The sequence below is a fragment of the Pseudomonas extremorientalis genome (assembly GCF_024584605.1).
GTDB classification, from domain to species: Bacteria; Pseudomonadota; Gammaproteobacteria; order Pseudomonadales; family Pseudomonadaceae; genus Aquipseudomonas; species Aquipseudomonas extremorientalis.
The window spans coordinates 3,122,062-3,136,447 of the sequence record NZ_CP089519.1 but is presented as its reverse complement, the minus strand read 5'-3'; the positions used below and the strand labels follow the sequence as shown (position 1 = coordinate 3,136,447).

Sequence of the window (14,386 nt, the reverse complement as noted above, 5' to 3'; positions counted from 1 at the left end):
AGGCTATTGATGAGGATGGGTGGACTGAGGGAGATATGAACCCTCGGCCCTACCTCGTATCAATGGCCGAGCCGCAGTGAGCGCACCACCAACCACGCTGGACAAATGCGTGCAAATGTAAAAAATTATGATGGCATAATGCCTCGTCAACCGGCAAAATCCACACGTTCCCAACGGATTTGAAGGACCGGTTCCGATGACATGGCCAGTCACGCTGAAACTCGACAGCGCAGCCTACCCGCTTAGCGTGGTGCAACGCGCCGCTTATTCCCTTGCCGACACTGTCACGATCCAGGTCGGTATTGAAACCAATCAGATAAGTCTCACGGCCCACCCCGCCGAAGCAAGGCTAACGCTTTCCCCGGAGCAGGCTCACTCGCTGATCCTCCAGCATCTGAACGACTTCGCCCTACGCGACCATATCAACCGCGAAACAGCAGGGTTGCGCGAAGTCCTGGCCCGAGCCGCACTCGCTGGATGTGGGGTTTCGCAGTGACACTGATTGCGACAGACGCCAAGCACTACCGCTTGCTGCCTTTTCGATTCATGCGCATGAACACGGGACATGACCGTGACATCCTGCTCACCTCCGATACCGGTGAGTACATGCACGTGAACGACGCGCAATTACGAGCTCTCAGTTACTTCGACGTTCAAGCAAGTACGCCTTTTTACAAGGACCTGCTGGCCCGCCACTTCATCTACGAACCAGGCCGCCACGACCCGTTCCCGGAAATGGCCGCACAGTATCGCAGCCGCAAGGACTTCCTCTTCCAGGGCCCTGCACTGCACTTGTTCGTGGTTACATTGCGCTGCAACCACACCTGCCAGTACTGCCAGGTGTCGCGAGCCCCTCTGGGAGGATCCGGCCACGACCTGTCGGAAGCGGATGCACAGGCGGCGGTCGATCGCCTGTTCGAATCGAACGCTCCCGCCCTGACTGTGGAGTTTCAGGGTGGCGAGCCGCTTCTGGCCTTCGAGCGCGTCCGCCAGATTGTCGAATGGGTCGCTGAACGGAACGTGGTCGAACAACGGGATATCCAGTTCGTCATCACCACCACGCTGCACCACCTGACGGAGGAGATACTCGACTTCGCAGAACAAAATCGCATCCAATTTTCGACCTCGCTCGATGGGCCGGCGCCCTTGCACAATGCCAACCGCCCTACCCCGTCACGAGACTCCTACGAACGCACTGTAAAAGGCATCCAGTGGGTCCGTCAGCGCCTTGGCCATGATGCAGTTTCCGCGCTGACCACGCTGACTTCAAGAAGCCTCGAACAACCTGAAGCGATCATCGATGAGTATGTAAGCCAGGGCTTCTCCAGCATCTCGCTTCGGCCTCTGAGCCCTTATGGGTTTGCCACCAAGAGTGCCCATCGACTTGATTATCCGATTGAGCGATACCTGGCCTTCTACAAGAAGGCACTGGACTATTTGCTGCGTATCAACCAGCAGGGCGTGTACCTGTCGGAGAGTTACACGAGCCTGCTGCTGAAGAACATCCTCACGCCCTTCTCCTCCGGCTATGTGGACCTGCGCTCCCCTGCTGGCGCAGGCACTGCGGTGTTGGTTTACAACTATGACGGTTATGTCTATCCCTCGGACGAAGCCCGAATGTTACTGGAGATGGGTGAAGATGGCTTGAGGCTCGGCACCGTACAGCAACACTTGTCTGAACTACTGGCATCGCCCGTCATGGAGGCATTGCTTGCCAGTGGTGTTGCGGAGGCACTGCCGGGCTGCTCGGACTGCGCACTGGTCCCCTACTGCGGCGCAGACCCCATTGAACACTATGCGCGCCAAGGTGACCCAATCGGACACCGGGTGTTCAGCAGCTTCTGCAAGAAGAACATGGGACTGCTGAAGCATTTATTCGGCCTGCTTCGCGATGGCGACGACAACGCGCAGAGGGTGTTGTTGTCCTGGTTGAACAGGCGCTCCTACAGTGATGTTCGGTTCCCGGGTTACAGGGGCTGATGGCGATGCTGCGCAAAGATACCCATTTCGAAATCCATCACCTGGATGAGCCAAAGCTGCTCAAAGTCATCACCCTGGATGAGTTTATCGAACAAGGCCTGGCTGTATGTGCCGGAAACGCTGAGGTCGGTGAGCTGCTGCTTTGGCTGCCAAACCAAGAACGGCTGCGGAGCCCGAACCTGCTTTCATTGCCCGTGGGTGGATTCCTGACCCCAGAGCCATTGATTGGCGACTTCGACAGCGAGCGGCTACACCTGCACACACCCAAAGATGCGGATGTCGTGCAGCCCGGCGATGTCATTGCCATCACACCAGGCAACGCTTTGGTACGAGTGCTGTATCGACGAGGCTCGGACAGCAACCTGCTGTTCATGACCGATCGTTGCAACAGCCTCTGCCTGATGTGCTCGCAGCCGCCCAAAGATATCGATGACCGTTGGCACATCGAGGAAAACCTTCGGCTGATCGACCTGATGGACCCGGGCGAGGAAAACCTGGGCATCAGCGGCGGCGAGCCAACACTCTATCGCGACGGCCTACTCGAAACTCTGGCCAAGTGCAAAGCCGTTTTGCCGCAGAAATCCATTCATGTGCTCAGCAATGGTCGCCTGTTCAAAGATCCGAGCTGGATCCGAGCACTCTCTACTATCGACCACCCTCAGTTGAGCTGGGGTATTCCGCTGTATGCCGACAATGCCGAAGACCATGACCATGTGGTGCAGGCTCCCGGCGCGTTTAGCGAAACCCTGCAAGGTCTTTACAACCTGGCGCGTGCCAACCAGATCATCGAGATACGCGTGGTGCTCAATCGCCTGACCACGCCACGCTTGCCGGAGCTCGCCCACTACGTGTTCAGGAACCTGCCCTTCGTGCGGCATGTTGCGCTGATGGGTATCGAAAGTACCGGCCTGGCTAGGAAGAACTATGAAGAGCTGTGGATTGACCCGCTGGACTATGAGGAGTCGTTGAGCCAGGCAGTGTATTTCCTGTTCAACCGCGGAGTGCCGGTTTCGATCTACAACTTGCCCCTGTGCCTGATCCCGGCCCACCTCTCGCGTTTCGCCCGCCAGAGCATCTCGGACTGGAAGAACCTGTTCATCGATACCTGTCAGCAATGCGCTGCCGTCAGCCACTGCTCCGGCTTTTTCAAATCCCACACCGACCGCTGGCAGAGCCGCGGCGTACAACAACTATCGACCGAGGCCTTTAGCGCCTATGCAAGGAGTGCACAGTGAAATTGCTTGACCGCTGGAAAGTCCTGATCAGTGGGATCAGTTTGCTGCCTATGGCAGGTACCGCCCTGGCACAGACGGGCCATATGCCGCTCGCCGATGCGAACTGGCAGCCTAACGACAAGCTGCAGCCCCCGGTATTTGCCGATACGCTCAATGCGCCAGACGCCGTGAACATCTATGCGGCACATCGCTCACACAGTTCACACCGGTCTCACAGTTCGCACAGTTCTCACTACAGCGGCTCGGGTGGCTATAGCGCACCTCGCTACTACAGTCCACCCGCTACCAGTACCCGAAGCTACAGCGCGCCGAGTGCTTCGAGCAGCAGCCCAAGTAGCAACAGTCTTTATCAGTCGTCTGGCACTACCAGCGGGACAAGTTCGAGCACTTCAAAGAGCCGCGCGACCAATGAGCAGAAAAGCAACCTGGTCACCCGTGTGCAGACCGCGCTGATGGTGCGACAGTATTACCAAGGCTCCATTGATGGGGTGATGGGCAAAGCGACACGTGGTGCGTTGATGGCCTTTCAGATGGACAGTGGGCTGACCGTGAATGGCCGGATGGATACACCATCGCTGAATGCGTTGGGTATCAAGATTCCATAAGTTTTTGGCGCTGATGTGATTTTTGACGCCGGCTACCAAGGCCCGAGCACCTCATACGGCACCGCTTATGCCCAATGTCGCATCATCCATGCGCTGAAGCCAAAGGGCAGTACTTCAAGCTTCAGGCGGTAGAAGACAGAGACGTCACACCATATGTCTCATCTCGGTGGGCTAAGTAGTTCGCATATCGACTCATCGAATAACCAGGGATTTGCCGGATTCTGGTTGGTCATCCAGTATACGGAGGCGCACTGAATACCAGTCACGTCCACCCCACCCCGCTTCAGAAATCGCCATGCGCGATCACTCGCACACCCGGTGCAAATGGGGGCAAAACTGGGGGCACAATTCTATTTTTTCAGGCTCTAACTACTGCTCTAGAGCCAAGTCAAAATGTTCTTCGGCGACCCTGAGAGTCTTTAGGCGTCGTCTGGCAGGCTGTTCAGCTAATCATTTCTGCCTTTTCATAGACCATGGAGCTCCATTCACTTCCAGTGGATTGCTACATTGGGGGCACATCTGAGGGCATGCTTTGGATGGTTTGAAAAGGATGCCCCCAGCCTTAGGCCAAGCAGGCTATTGATGAGGATGAATGGACTGAAGGAGACATGAGCCCTCAGCCCGACCCCGTATTAATGACCGAGTCGTGTCGGCATTGAAACCGATCAGATAAGCCTCATGGCCCACCCCGCCAAAGCAAGGTTAATGCTTTCCCCGGAACAGGCTTACTCGTAGATCCTTCAGCGAAAGCCGCATCGCCGAACCGAGCATTCAGGACATGACGCAACTGATGCGCCAGCTCATGGACGCGATCCGGCCCTACACCGACAAACCCTGGGCATTGCTGGGTTGCAGCCTGGGGTGCAAGATCACCCTCGAGGTGGCGCGGACCTTGGCCAGCGAGGGTCGCCACCCGCAGTTGCTGTTCCTGATGGCGTGCCCGGCGCCGAGTTTGCCGATCCAGCGCAAAGTGTCGGACTACAGCGAGGAGGATTTCGCCCTCGAAGTCCGACACCTGGGCGGCACGCGACAGTGCCTTGTCGGAAGGCTACTGCGTAGCAGCCGATACGACCCTGGCGGTGCCGATGGTGATGATTGCCGCCAGCGATGATCACCTGGTCACGGTGGAAGCCGTGCGCCGCTGGAAACGGCACGCAGCAGCCGGTTTCGACTGGCGCCTGGTGGACGGCGGGCACTTTTTCCTGCGTCAGCAACACACGCAGCTATTGGGCTGGCTGTCTGAAGCCCTACAACACCCACCGCGCTGAATAAGCCTTTAATTACCTGGATCGAGATTAGCCATGCCGTTGGATATTCACCCTTTTACCGTTCACGACATCAGCCGCTTTCCACTCTGCATCGTGCGCAACGACGTGGTCGTACCGGGCTACGGTGCACAGTGTCAAGCCGAAATCGAGGCCGTCATGGCCCATGGCGTACCCTTTGTGTTGATCTACCTGGAACCTGGGGACGACGAAGCCCACGCCAACCGCAAGCTGCGCAGCCTGTGGTTGAAGACGCACAAGGAGGCCTTTGGCCATTTGTGTATCAGCTTGATCAGCGTGCTTGCCGATGAGGCGCGTCGTGCGCATTTCGATGCCATGGACAAGATTGGCGAACAAGCCTCTGGCATTCGTTATGAAACCGCGGCGACGCAGGCCGAGGGCGAGGCGCTGGCACAACGGCGTATCGCCCAATTCGGCGCTGCTTAGCTCAACCCGACCGGGTTCCGGCGACGGAACCCTCAATCGCTAAAGCGTTGAAAAATCCAAGGCAATTGCTCGGGTTGGTAGCCGTTGATCTTTTTTCCCACTGATATAAGCGCATTGTTGACGCTGCGTGGGGTAGTGCCCATTCCAGGTAGTTTTTCCGCCGTAACTCGGCAGGCCTGCGCTTTGCTGAGTCCCTGGTCATGGTGAAGATCCCAGGCGAATAGCCCTCGAATCAACGGCGCAACGCTGGTGAGTGTCTTGAACAATTTATGCGCCTGTACAGGCTCGAATAAGTCGACAAAATCCGTGGTCGGCGACGGTTCGTCGAGCAAGCGTTGCAGTCTGGCGTAATCGCCTTTTGCACGGGCATCCGCTAAACGCCGCGCCCGAATCATTCCTCTGCCGGAATAAGCGGCGTTCACAATTTCCCTTCTGGATGGCGCAGGAGTTTCGGAGTCAAACACCACAATTACACTATCGGTGACCCGTTTGCCGTTGATGATCACTTCATCCACGTCAGTGGTGAAGCTCCTGACACTGCGATTGGAAACAGGGATGGGAGACTGCCCGGGGCGGTTATAGAACGTATGGACCTCAATCATCCGTGGCGGCTCATGGTCCTCGTCCATTCGGCTCTGCTTGCCATGGTATGAGAACTTTCCGGTGGTGATACCCATTTTCTCACGCCCGGCTGAAGAGTTGATGAATACCCACCAACCCCACATCAGCTCAAGTTCGTTTTCTACGGCTAGGTCGGCAAGTCGGAAGCCCCGCGTGAACTGCAACCTTGACCAAACTTCATCAATCTGGCTTTCGAAGCGATTCATCGTGTCCCGCAACAACTGAGCCTGGTGTTCGTCATCAGCCTCATCAGCCGGGTCGTACTGCCACTGAAACGCGTCCAAAAGGACCGCAGCCCCCCTTATGCCTTCGATGGGCTCGTCCATCACTTGGCCGGGTGTATCGATGGCGTGGGCTATTTGATCATGCAATTGAACAAGCATCAGGTGTGCATCCCCGGTTACCAAGCGCTCTTTGCGCTTAGCAAGTTCAATCCAGAACAGTTTGTCCCACTTGTCCTTTGTCTCGACTTCGTCATCCGTGTATTCGTCTGTTCGCATAAATCACACCATGCTGGGTGCTACCCAGGTTGGGATGGCCGATAAGCAGCAGAGTGAATAACCTGCAACCGGCTAGCTCACTCAGACTCCAAATCCGGGGTTTACAAGGGGCTTGCATACAGAAGGACCGGCCCAAGCCACGCCTTCTCCTCCCACCATCAACATGACGCGAGTCGAATACAGAGGTCCCTATGTTTGGTTTTTTCTCAGGCATCCAGAAAGAAATAAATCGCGGCTTTTACGGCCAGCTTGCCCGGCGTGACCAAGACGCTTTCTTGCAACATCTCTATGACAAAGGCTACTCAGTCCCGGAGATCAGCAAAGAAATGGCGGTCACGGCACCCAACATTTACAACCGCATCACCGCGCATCGCGGGCGCGGCCCACAAACCAATTGAGCCTGCCTGGCCGACCAGGTGAAACCACGGGCTTGCGCCTCGAAAGCAAGCCCGTATCCCGCGCGCTTGCGCCTTAACGCCTCAATCAGGCCCGGCAAATGATTGGGCGCAGCCAAGCATCGCGGTTTCTGGTGCGCAACCACAGGTGGACCTGCGCGTGATCGGCGTGTTGTGGCTCGGCATCGACGGCAATTAGGCAGTTCCCGGCATCAATCGATTTACCCATCAAAATATCGCGTTTGATCAGGACCGTGTCACCATCCCCCGGTAGTTCGTAGCAACCGTCGAGGGTCGACACGAACCACTGGCGCTGGAAACGGGTGATGCCCAGAGGCTCACCGGGTACTTGTGCAATGGTGCGGGTCACATCACCCGCAACGCTGACGACCGAACCGCCCGCCGCAATGGCCCACAATTCCCCTCTCGGACCTTCGACACCCGCAATCATATTGATGAACGCGCCGGCCTCAGTCGGCCATGGTCCATCAATTCGATGCCAGGTCCCGCCCACCGGCCGACGCAGGATCAGGCCCGCATACCCCAGCGCGTATATTGCGTCTTGCGTCTGGACAATGTTGTTGACACCACCCAGCGTTCCGACAATGTGATCGTCGTGTTCAAGGCGAGCAACATCGCCCGATGTCCAACGATACAACCGGCGGCTGAACGTACCGATCAACAAGCCATCGCTTGCCCAACACAGGCATTCAGCAAGCTCCACGCTCTGGCCATCCGTGGCCACATAACCCAGTGTGCGGGAGTACCACTCATCGCGCGCGTTGAGCTGCGGATGGGGCGTAACCTGCCGCCATCCAGCCACCTGTCCAAGGTCGGTGTTGGTGATCAGCTCATCTTCGCTAGTGATCGCCCAGACTTGGCCGTCGCTATCACTGACGATGGCCTGGATGGCATCTGGCACCCAAACCTGTGGTTGCAGGCGTAAATGCTCACCGTCCAGTTCCCCCCTGATAATCCAGGACGATGTATGACCGCTTTCGTCCGACACGTGCACGGCAAACCAGGGCACCCCGGCGGCCATTGTCAGGTCGGCAAGCTGGTAGCGCCGGCCGCCATGGGCGGGTGTTGATGGGTTTATGTCGTCGCTCATGTCACAGGCACCGGTTGTTGGGTCACTGTAGAAGGTACGTCGTAGAACAAAGGCAACTCCCTGTCCATGGGCCAGCCGGCCGCCGTGTAGAACTCACGCGCCTCAATCAGGAGCACCATGGCGACAGCGCGGCCGACACTTTTGCGTTCATTCCACGTCATGAACCCTGCCTGCGCCAAGGCAAAACCTTTGACGTTGAAACGTTTGAATTCATCCGAGTTGGCAAGGCCACTGTTCCTGACAGCCACATCCACACCCAGATCCGCGGTGGTATAGACATGGGTCATCCACTCAAGCACATGCTCCAGGTACTCGCCAGTCGTTGGGTTTTTCGCGAGCAGTGTCGGATCGCCGCGCAGCCGTTTGCGTGTGTGTTTCTGGGCGTCCGTCACAAATTTATGCTGCGACCCTCTGTTCTGTGAATCCTGCATAAACGTCGCGTAGCTCTGGTCAAGGCTGAAAGACTGCCCCCTGTGCAGTGACCCTCGCAGTGCCTTGTCGGGGATCAAGTGATCGGCATCGTAGCCACGGTAGATATTCAACACCTGGGCGTTGGCCGCGGACCTGACCTGAGAAATGATTTTGTAGCCGCCCGCCAAGGTGGGCATGCGTAGCAGTTCACGCATCGCTTGCTTGGTGCTGGCATCGAGCGCGTCGGTTCGCCAGTCGAGCCCATTGATTTTATCGGCCCGCGCGACCGTGGCTTCGATTTCCGCACGCAGCACGTCTGCCTGTAGCGGGTAGGCCGCTTCAATGACGCTGGGCCGCAGGTCCGATACGCTGTACGCCGGGTTGGACAGGATTCTGGAAATCACCTCGCGCGCTTCACGCTCACTCAGTGTGTGCCCATCAGTACGCGGGTAGGTAATGCCCGCGACGTCGAATGAATCAACGAACGTGTGCTGTTGCGCTTGGTGCGCAGCGACGAACGCTGCCTGGGCAACTGCGTCCGAGGGGGCGCGCAATGCGGCCTCATAGGCGTTTCGCATCAGGGTCATGGCGGCAAAACTGCTATTCATCGGCAGTGCCCTCCGCGCGCGCGTTCGACGTATTGCCACGTACCAGATCATCGATGTGCTTGCCGAATGTCGAGGGCCTACCGTGTCCACGCGCTTGCATCCACGCCAATAAATGATCGACTGTCGGCTCAAGCAGCGAGCGGGTGCGTATGCCGTGGTCTTGCACTATCACTTGCAAGCGAGGGCTTTGCTCATCGAGCACTGCCTCCATCTCTGCCGACGCCCAATTGCGCGTGTGCTGGTGCAGGCCATCGGGGTCCAGCGTGAACCAGCCTGGGTAGTTGCCCGGCTTGCCTGTTATCACCTCGACACCAATTTCAACCTGCCGGACAGCCGGTTTAGCCGGCCACGTCAGGGTGTAAATCCGGCGTACAGTCTGAAACTGTCCATCTCGCAGGGAAGAGGCCAACATCAGTTTGGACATCAGGTCGTAAAGTTGCCGCTGCCTCAGGGTAAGCGCGGCCATCTTGGGGTTGTCGGCCTCCAGGCTGATGTCCAGAGGCACCAGTGCTCCGTGGGCACCGCTGCGGCCGCCGTCCGAAACCGGGTGGGTTTGCGCACCAGGCGCGGGATCATCGTCGTGCTGCTCGGCCTCAGCGGGTGAAGGCGAACCGGCAGGCGCGCCCCACGTATTCAGCTCGACGGCGGGCTGCAGGGAAAACAGCGCGACCTCAGCGCCTTGCGCATCGACCGTTGGTGCATGGGGGCCCGCAACCGGCTGCGCGCCGCACTGATCATCAAACTGCGCCGCCCAGGTGTGCACGAACGCAAGGTAGTCCGCCTCCCCTGCATCCGGCAATTGGGACAGGTGAGTCAGCGCATCGTCGAAGGCCATCAACAACGCATTGGCGCTGATTGTGTTCAGCCAATGGTTGTTCAGCACCTTATCTGCCTGGCGCCGTCCGGACTCGGTAAGGAACAGGCGCCCCTGCGCATCCAATGCAGCCCAACCATTGTCGTTCGGTGCTGACTCGGGCTCGTCCTGCCCCTCGCGCATCTCATACAGTTTTTGCAACGTGCTCATGGTGCTCGACGGCATCCAGCCAAATCGCCTGAACGCCTCTTGCAGGACCAGGTTAGTGCCCAGGCTTTGAGCAGGTGCCAGCAGCAAGTCCTCATGCTCGAGCAGGCAAGGTGTCGGTGAAACCACCGCGTCGCTCAGTTGGTCGATTAAGGTGTGAACGCTCTCTGTGCGGTCACTGCCCCACGCGCGCCAGGCTTCGCTGCCGCGCCGCACCATCAGGCGAGCCGGCACGAGGGTATCGTTCACTTTCAGGTTTATCGCGACACCCAACCGTTTACCGGGTAACCCCGGGGAGTCACCATGGCCCGCCAGTACCCTGAGCAAGGGCCCCTTGACCCGTCCGCCCCCGACAATACCGTGACGCATGTAGACCGAGCCGATGAGGTTGTCCAGCACCCGCTGGGCAATGGCTCCATATGCCAAGCCCATATTCAAGGCCCGGCAAGCGCTGCCAGCTCGCTCGTCGGCGGTAGCGCCCTCGACCTGTACACACCGACCCTCCTCAAATGATCGGGCCATTTCGAGGGTGGTCAATGCATGAAACCTTACCCGACGCACCCTCTGGATATGCATGAACCACGGTGCTTCCTTGAGTACCTGGATCATGTGCCAGGCGATAGCTTCGCCTTGGGCATCATCGTCCGTCCCCAACACCAGCTCAGTGCATTGCAGTAAACGGCTGCCGGTATTGCGTAGGGACGCCGCCAGGTCACTGCCTTCGCGCTCGCTCAATTGCCAGTGCGGTTTTAACCCATCACGCCAACTGATCGCACCGGGGCCTGGGAGGTCACGAATATGACCGCCACAGCCGAACACCTGAGTACCGCCAGGTACCAGTTCTTGAATGATTTTCGCCTTGTGCAAGGATTCGACAACCATCAGCGTGGCGGGACCGAGCTTGCACGCTGGCACCCGCGGGGCGCAGGTGAGCCGCTCATGCTCTGGCTCACGCACACCGGCCAAGCATCGTCCTACCACAGCCGAAGGCAAATCGTTATTCGGGTCCATCGCCTGCTGGGAAAAAAACAGATCGGAATGGCCAAACATAATGAAGCTTTTCTGTGCACGACTGATCGCTACGTTGAGCAGGCGCCCATCGTCACGATCGATAAACACCCGCTCACGATGATTGGTATCGGTTCGACGGCTGGCGCGGCTTTCCCGATTCACGGCACTGAACAACACCACAGGTTTCTCCGCCCCTTGAAGGGTATGAACCGTGCCGATGGTCAAACGCTCACTCAGGTCAGCGTCATCAGGGTCGAGTTCTTCGCGTACCCGACGCTTTATCGCTTCGACCTGGCCTCGAAATGGCGTGACGACCGCGACAAGTTTTTCCAACCCTATCGGCTGCTCCGGGTGGCCTTCGACCCTGGCGGCCCACTTCGCCAGGCGCGGTCCGTGCTCTTTAAGCCAGTCCACGATGGCCTTGGCTTCTCCAGGGTTGGACCATGAGTCGCCTTTGCAGGGCTCATCGTTCGGGCCACCGGTCTGATAGAACCCGAGCGGCGGTAGCGGGAACGTTGCCTTCATGCGTTTGCGCAACTGCATTTCAGCTTCGCCCTCGAGCAAGGGCAACTGGGCGTCCGCGAACAGCCCTGCCAGCGGGTTGGGCACTTTGGGTTCCAACTCTTTGCCGAGCAACCCGCCCTCGGCATCACGGTCGTGATCGTGGTACAGCAAATCGATACACACATTGATGATCGACTCTGCACAACGGTAGTGCTCCCGCAGGAGCAGCCCGTCCCGTAGCCGTCCGTCCGGCATGGCCTCCGCAAACGATGCCCCGGTTGCGGCAAGCTTCATGATTGAACCCGTGGCGGAGTCCGCGCCACGCACGAGCAAGGCGCCCAAAGACGACGGATCGGCCCAACGGTCCTGCACCTGGCGCGCATCGACCTCGGGTGTTACCGAAGACACGGGGGAGAGCTGCTTCATATCGCCGACCACCACGGCTTTTTTAGCCAGGCTAAGCACCGGCACACCCAGCTCCGGCGCAGCTTGCCCCGCCTCATCGATAATCAGTAAATCCAGGAACGCGAACAGCGGCCTACGGCCCTCTCCCAGTAACCGTGGGGCGCTGTGCAAGGTGGCGACAATGCACGGAAACAGCATGGCTGCGTGCCTGAGTGCGTTCTTTCGGCTGCCAGGCTCGGGGGTTGCGATCACACTGGCCAGCCAACGCGTCTCCCAGTAACGCGCGGCCAACTGGAAAATAATCGGCCGCCACACCACATCCAGCAATTTCTGCTGCTGCGCCTGGCGCGCCTCGGGGGTTGCGGCCACGCGCAAATCCGCGAGGATGTCGATGGCCCAGGAAGATGCCCATGCCTCACTAGGAAAGCGCGCAGCCAGTTCACCGGGCTCGATCAACGCGTCGATGTCAGCCTGGCGCTCGATTGCTGAGGCCAACCCACTGCGCAATACCTGGGTCAGCGTGTTCAAGTGCTCGCAAAGGGTCGACGCCGTAGGCGTTGTCGAAGCACTCTTCTGCATGAGATAGATAAAACGCGTGGCATCACTGACCTGATGTTTCTGCTCAACGCTAAACAACGCATTGAACAACTCTGGCAGCTCGCGGAAGGCATCTTCAAAGTGCCGCGCCAAAGCAAGGGCTGCCGCAACACCGTCTTCGTACGATTGCTTGAGGCTGGAGGACCCGACGCCCAAGATGCGCAACTGCTTTTGCCGGATCTCAAGCGTGGTGAACTTGCTGCGATGGGTTTTCCCCTTGGCCTTGGACGGTGCGCTGGCGGTGAAACCCAATAGTGGCTTGCCCGTAGGGTCCAACCAACGACGTGCCAGGGCATGCTTCCTGCCTACGGCACCATTGAACGTGCCCATTACATTCTCGACACTCTGGTTGGTCGCCCCGCACACAAACGTGACGGGGCAATGTTCGCGGTTATCGTAAGCCGCCAACACCCATTGGTTGGCGATCATCGCACGCAGCATGGCCGTCTTCCCGGTGCCCGGCGGCCCACTGACCGCAACCACCCCGACCTGCTCACCCAACCGGCCGAGGGCGTGCAATGCGCGGCGCTGCGATTCGTTTAAGGGGTCTGCGCCGCGATTGACGTCTGGCTTGTCGAGGTGTGTGGCCTTGTCGACCATGGCCACGTGCCGGATCGTCACCTGCGGCGCTGCCATGCCGCCTGCCTGGACAGCCGAACGGTGTCGTCCGGCGCCTATGAGCTGCTCCAGTGCGCCGATGGACGGCGCATTGGGGATCGCTTCATACACGTTGGCGAGCGCACGTGTTGCATAGCCAGGCTGTCGCGGCACCGCAACCCATTGCCCCGTGATCGGCGCCATTCCCGTCTCAACCCCATCCGCTTGAACGCGGGCGAACAAGGCAAAACAGGCGTCGACATAACCGCTCAAATTGGCGCTTTGGCTCAACGTCGCGAGAAATAGCTTGAGCTCGTCGCGATAGCAATCGAAGTGGCCAATGGCCGGCGGCAGGTCGTTGACCGCCATCAATGGCTGCGGTTCAAGCCATTGGCGGACCACACGCGGCCGGCAATCGTTGGGGTCGCGTGGCAGGCATATTTGGTTTTTGTCGTCCAGGTCGAAAGGAAACCAGAACGCGATATTCAGCCGGTCGGGCTTGAGGCGTTTTTTTTTTGCGCCCGGCGCAGGCTTTTTATCCGGGTCGGGCCACGTGACCTGGACCTCATCGTTTGATGAAGTGGTTTGATGAAACACCAGCGCCATGGGAATGCGCGGATCGTCATCCGGCTCGTCCGCCTCCTGCTCACCCTCTGCGTCGTCCTCTGACGCCTCAAGCGCCTGCGCTTGCTGTTTACGCCGAGCCTCTGCGGCACGCTCGGTGAGAATGCCCAGCGCCAGCGCCGGGCGCGTGCCGAAACCAAGATTGAAGTCGGGCCAGGCCAGTCTCGCGTAATTTTTCAACGGAATGCGAACATCGGTGGCTTGCAGGCCACCCAAGTCATCGGCGATCAGCGCTCTGTGCCAGTAGTCCAACACATTCGCGGGCAAACTCGCGACGAGTCCTGCCTGAGGGTGCACCTCCAGCGGGCGCAGAACCTGTTCCTTGGAAACCGGTACAGCAGCAAAATCCTTGCGCAACCGCTTGCTCAACTCCATGAGACGCCTAAACATTTATTACACCCTATAAAACCGAACGGCATACGAAGAATGGCTCGTAGCGAGCCAACAAT

12 protein-coding genes are annotated in these 14,386 nt (G+C 58.7%); 8 read left to right on the top strand and 4 right to left on the bottom strand.

Translation table 11 applies throughout. The features are described from left to right. Positions 1-196: 196 nt before the first annotated feature. From hxsD to LUU92_RS13825, 7 genes are all read left to right on the top strand, one after another. Positions 197-496 carry a His-Xaa-Ser system protein HxsD gene (gene hxsD / locus LUU92_RS13855; RefSeq protein ID WP_019098276.1) on the top strand — a complete coding sequence of 100 codons (300 nt, stop codon included), beginning with the start codon at positions 197-199 and terminating at the stop codon, positions 494-496. Further along, positions 493-1,980 carry a His-Xaa-Ser system radical SAM maturase HxsB gene (hxsB, locus tag LUU92_RS13850; RefSeq protein WP_257103812.1) on the top strand — a complete coding sequence of 496 codons (1,488 nt, stop codon included), beginning with the start codon at positions 493-495 and terminating at the stop codon, positions 1,978-1,980. Before hxsD ends, hxsB begins: the two co-directional genes overlap by 4 nt. Next, positions 1,980-3,215 (top strand): His-Xaa-Ser system radical SAM maturase HxsC, encoded by a 1,236-nt coding sequence (gene hxsC, locus LUU92_RS13845; RefSeq protein WP_019098274.1) that lies wholly within the window; start codon positions 1,980-1,982, stop codon positions 3,213-3,215. Before hxsB ends, hxsC begins: the two co-directional genes overlap by 1 nt. Then, positions 3,212-3,820, top strand: coding sequence for a His-Xaa-Ser repeat protein HxsA (gene hxsA / locus LUU92_RS13840; protein WP_019098273.1), 609 nt, complete (start codon positions 3,212-3,214; stop codon positions 3,818-3,820). Before hxsC ends, hxsA begins: the two co-directional genes overlap by 4 nt. A 754-nt stretch (positions 3,821-4,574) precedes the next feature. Next, a complete protein-coding gene (locus LUU92_RS13835) occupies positions 4,575-4,931 on the top strand; it encodes a thioesterase II family protein (RefSeq protein WP_306459267.1) in 357 nt (118 codons plus the stop codon). Then, entirely contained in the window at positions 4,912-5,088 is a 177-nt protein-coding gene (locus LUU92_RS13830) for a hypothetical protein (RefSeq protein ID WP_257103811.1), read from the top strand. The genes LUU92_RS13835 and LUU92_RS13830 overlap by 20 nt, the downstream gene beginning before the upstream one ends. A 33-nt stretch (positions 5,089-5,121) precedes the next feature. Further along, positions 5,122-5,532 (top strand): GntR family transcriptional regulator, encoded by a 411-nt coding sequence (locus LUU92_RS13825; protein WP_257103810.1) that lies wholly within the window; start codon positions 5,122-5,124, stop codon positions 5,530-5,532. 32 nt (positions 5,533-5,564) lie between these two features. Here LUU92_RS13825 and LUU92_RS13820 read toward each other — a convergent pair whose 3' ends face one another. Next, on the bottom strand, positions 5,565-6,653 hold the full coding sequence (locus LUU92_RS13820; RefSeq protein ID WP_257103809.1) for a hypothetical protein: 1,089 nt from the start codon (positions 6,651-6,653) through the stop codon (positions 5,565-5,567). A gap of 191 nt (positions 6,654-6,844) precedes the next feature. Here LUU92_RS13820 and LUU92_RS13815 point away from each other — a divergent pair, with 191 nt between their 5' ends. Further along, entirely contained in the window at positions 6,845-7,051 is a 207-nt protein-coding gene (locus LUU92_RS13815) for an RNA polymerase sigma factor sigma-70 region 4 domain-containing protein (protein WP_057010985.1), read from the top strand. A gap of 85 nt (positions 7,052-7,136) precedes the next feature. Here LUU92_RS13815 and LUU92_RS13810 read toward each other — a convergent pair whose 3' ends face one another. Genes LUU92_RS13810 through LUU92_RS13800 form a run of 3 tightly spaced genes read right to left on the bottom strand, consistent with a single transcriptional unit; the run spans position 7,137 to position 14,312 of the window. Further along, the gene (locus tag LUU92_RS13810; RefSeq protein ID WP_257103808.1) at positions 7,137-8,159 is read right to left on the bottom strand and encodes a hypothetical protein; all 1,023 of its coding nucleotides are present in this window, start codon (positions 8,157-8,159) and stop codon (positions 7,137-7,139) included. Then, the gene (locus LUU92_RS13805) at positions 8,156-9,178 is read right to left on the bottom strand and encodes a hypothetical protein (RefSeq protein ID WP_071488377.1); all 1,023 of its coding nucleotides are present in this window, start codon (positions 9,176-9,178) and stop codon (positions 8,156-8,158) included. The genes LUU92_RS13810 and LUU92_RS13805 overlap by 4 nt, the downstream gene beginning before the upstream one ends. Further along, positions 9,171-14,312 carry an AAA domain-containing protein gene (locus tag LUU92_RS13800; RefSeq protein WP_257103807.1) on the bottom strand — a complete coding sequence of 1,714 codons (5,142 nt, stop codon included), beginning with the start codon at positions 14,310-14,312 and terminating at the stop codon, positions 9,171-9,173. The genes LUU92_RS13805 and LUU92_RS13800 overlap by 8 nt, the downstream gene beginning before the upstream one ends. Positions 14,313-14,386: the final 74 nt, after the last annotated feature.

Bases quoted from the DNA above. Each gene is read 5' to 3' on its own strand.
- LUU92_RS13810 (WP_257103808.1), bottom strand. From the start codon at position 8,159: ATGAGCGACGACATAAACCCATCAACACCCGCCCATGGCGGCCGGCGC.
- hxsC (WP_019098274.1), top strand. From the start codon at position 1,980: ATGGCGATGCTGCGCAAAGATACCCATTTCGAAATCCATCACCTGGAT.
- LUU92_RS13830 (WP_257103811.1), top strand. From the start codon at position 4,912: ATGATTGCCGCCAGCGATGATCACCTGGTCACGGTGGAAGCCGTGCGC.
- LUU92_RS13805 (WP_071488377.1), bottom strand. From the start codon at position 9,178: ATGAATAGCAGTTTTGCCGCCATGACCCTGATGCGAAACGCCTATGAG.
- LUU92_RS13820 (WP_257103809.1), bottom strand. From the start codon at position 6,653: ATGCGAACAGACGAATACACGGATGACGAAGTCGAGACAAAGGACAAG.
- LUU92_RS13800 (WP_257103807.1), bottom strand. From the start codon at position 14,312: ATGGAGTTGAGCAAGCGGTTGCGCAAGGATTTTGCTGCTGTACCGGTT.
- hxsD (WP_019098276.1), top strand. From the start codon at position 197: ATGACATGGCCAGTCACGCTGAAACTCGACAGCGCAGCCTACCCGCTT.
- LUU92_RS13815 (WP_057010985.1), top strand. From the start codon at position 6,845: ATGTTTGGTTTTTTCTCAGGCATCCAGAAAGAAATAAATCGCGGCTTT.
- LUU92_RS13825 (WP_257103810.1), top strand. From the start codon at position 5,122: ATGCCGTTGGATATTCACCCTTTTACCGTTCACGACATCAGCCGCTTT.